This is a genomic window from Terriglobia bacterium (genome assembly GCA_036496425.1).
In the GTDB taxonomy this organism is placed as follows: Bacteria; Acidobacteriota; Terriglobia; order 20CM-2-55-15; family 20CM-2-55-15; genus 20CM-2-55-15.
On sequence record DASXLG010000110.1, the window covers coordinates 1 to 2,498 of the forward strand.

Sequence of the window (2,498 nt, forward strand, 5' to 3'; positions counted from 1 at the left end):
ATAACCGTTGGACGGCCCGCTCCCGCGCACAGCGCGATGTGGTCGAAACCCATCTCGAAGGCGCTATCCACGGTCATTGTGCCGCCGAAGCGCACGCCGCCGAACATACTGAACTGCGCGCGCCGCTCGAGCAAAAGCCGAATGATCTTCAGGAAATTTTTATTCCAGCGAACCGTAATTCCATACTCGGCCACACCGCCAAATCCGGCCATCACGCGCTGGTCCAACCGCTCGTAGATTTCAGTGACGTCGCGCAGAGGCTCAAACTCTGCCCGGCGCCCGTACGGGTCCACTCCCGAGACGTTCTCCGGCAACGGCTCGATTTTCAATCCGTCCACCGCCACGACGGTGTGCCCGTCATTCATCAGATGATGCGACAAAGTGAAGCCCGCCGGCCCCAGCCCTACGACAAGCACCTTGTAGCCGCTCGCCGCGCGCGGATACGGACGCGCGAAATTGACCGGATTCCAACGCGTCAGTAGACCGTAAATCTCAAAACCCCAGGGCAGCTCGAGCACATCTTTCAATGTGCGCGTTTCCACCTGCGGAATATCCACGGGTTCCTGCTTCTGAAAAATGCAGGATTTCATGCAGTCGTTGCAGATGCGATGTCCCGTACCGGCGGCCATGGGATTATCAATCGCGACAATAGCCAGCGCGCCGATCGGATTGCCGTGACCCTTCACGACGTTCATCTCGGAAATCTTTTCGTCCAGCGGACACCCGGCGAGAGGAACCCCGAAGACGCTCGCCTTATACGCGCCGGTCTTCTCTTTCAGACCCGTCGAACAACTGTCCTTCGCCTGGTGGTGGCACTTGATGCAGTAATGGGCCTGGTCCAAGGCCCCGGTCAGGTTCGTTCCGGGATCGGTAAGCTGAAAGCCCTCCCGGTGGCGCCGGTGGTCGCCGTTTAACTCGAGCAGCACCAGTCCATCGCTCGCAAGCGATTCCACGGGCACCAGGTGATGCATGTCGAGTTTGTGGGGAATTTTAAACAGGACGCCGCGGCCGTGCTTAGCCTTCCCTTGCGGAGACAGCGTGGCCCACGCCGCGTATAACGTCGCTAAGCGGAGATGTTCATGATACGCCGTTTCGTTTTCCAGCCACTTGGAGACATGCGTCGCAAAGCCCAGTTCGGTCAGCGGCTCCGCGATCAGGGTTTCGATCTCCGCCGCCACAGCAAATCCGTCGATCTCACTCGCCGATTCCACAGTAAAACCCGTGAGCGCCTTACGCTGCACGAATTTTCGCTTCACCGCGTAGAGCGGGGCCAGTTCGGAATGCTTGCTCTGCAGTCGCGCGAGATCATTCTCGATAGCGAACAACTTGCCGACAAAATCGTCGACATAAGGGGCCAATTCGATGATCAGCTCGGAGGCCGTCTTGTTATGCGGCGCGGGCGGATCTTCGCGAGCTTTGAGCAGCCGTTCGCGTAGTTCGGGGGCCGCTTGGCGTAGCTCGTCCAGAAAGAAGCCGTCCAGCTTGAGCAGCCCTTGGCGCTCATACAGATCCTGAAATGTCAGACCGAACGCGAGGACAAGCTTGGCGCCGTCCTGCGCTTGCATTGTTTTATTCACCTGTTTTGTTCACCACAGACCAGGCAGGAGCCCGCAATTCCAGTTGCAAATCGGGGCGATCTATTGCTATTGTCTCAGATCCGGCTTTGCGCTCAGCAGGCCGTATATGTCCAACTCACGGGAGGCGGGCACATAGACGCGGCCATCCGCCACCGTCGGAATGGTGAAGTGCAGCGACGCGCCGGCCTGATCGCGCCCGCTGTTTTGGGCGCTGTTGTATAACTCGAGGGCGACGTTCCGGGCATCGTAGGCGTGCAGCACCGCGGGAACATTACTCGCGTGCCCTCGGCTGGTTTCGATCAGCCAGACGATTCCGTCTTTCGAGCCATTCGCCGAAATAGCGGGTACGGCTCCAGGGTTCGTAAAGTGCATCTCACCCTGGGAGGCCAGTGCCAGACGGTTGTCTTCGATCACGAAATCCCAGAGCACATCGTTTTGCGCACAGACATAGATGTGCCCTTCCCAATAGGACGGCGATCCGAATACGCCCCCCTCCAGCCGCACAGTCTGCACGGCATGCCGGTTGCTACCCATCCTGAATCTGCCCATATGCTCGCGATTGAGGACAAACAACTCGCGGCCTTTTCCGGCGGTGATCGCGAGGCGCATGCTCGAACCCGGTTGCGGCGGAACCAGCAGCGGTCCTCCCGAACCGAGATCTCCGTCGGTACGGTTACGCTCCTCCTGGTCGAACGGCGTGAAATAATCCTTCACCGCCAAGCCCGCGCTCGTGAAACCTAGTTTGAGGACGCTGTCGCCGAAGTCGCGCCCCCCTGACGCCGCATTGAACACTCCGTTGCCGGTTACCGCATATACATTTCCCTCTTCGTCCGCGGCTGGACCTGTATCGCTTTGCCAGATGCCGCTCAGCGCCGCCTCCGGAGCGGTGTTCAGCGCGCCCTTCTGGCGCAGGGTGTGCGA

Annotated in this window: 2 protein-coding genes; both read right to left on the reverse strand. The window is 59.6% G+C overall.

Annotation, left to right across the window (positions count from 1 at the left end; all coding sequences use genetic code 11):
- Window positions 1–1,577, reverse strand: a 1,577-nt coding sequence (locus VGK48_07645; GenBank protein HEY2381042.1) for a pyridine nucleotide-disulfide oxidoreductase, incomplete at its 3' end; no start/stop codon positions are given.
- A gap of 66 nt (window positions 1,578–1,643) precedes the next feature.
- Window positions 1,644–2,498, reverse strand: an 855-nt coding sequence (locus VGK48_07650; protein HEY2381043.1) for a pyrrolo-quinoline quinone, incomplete at its 5' end; no start/stop codon positions are given.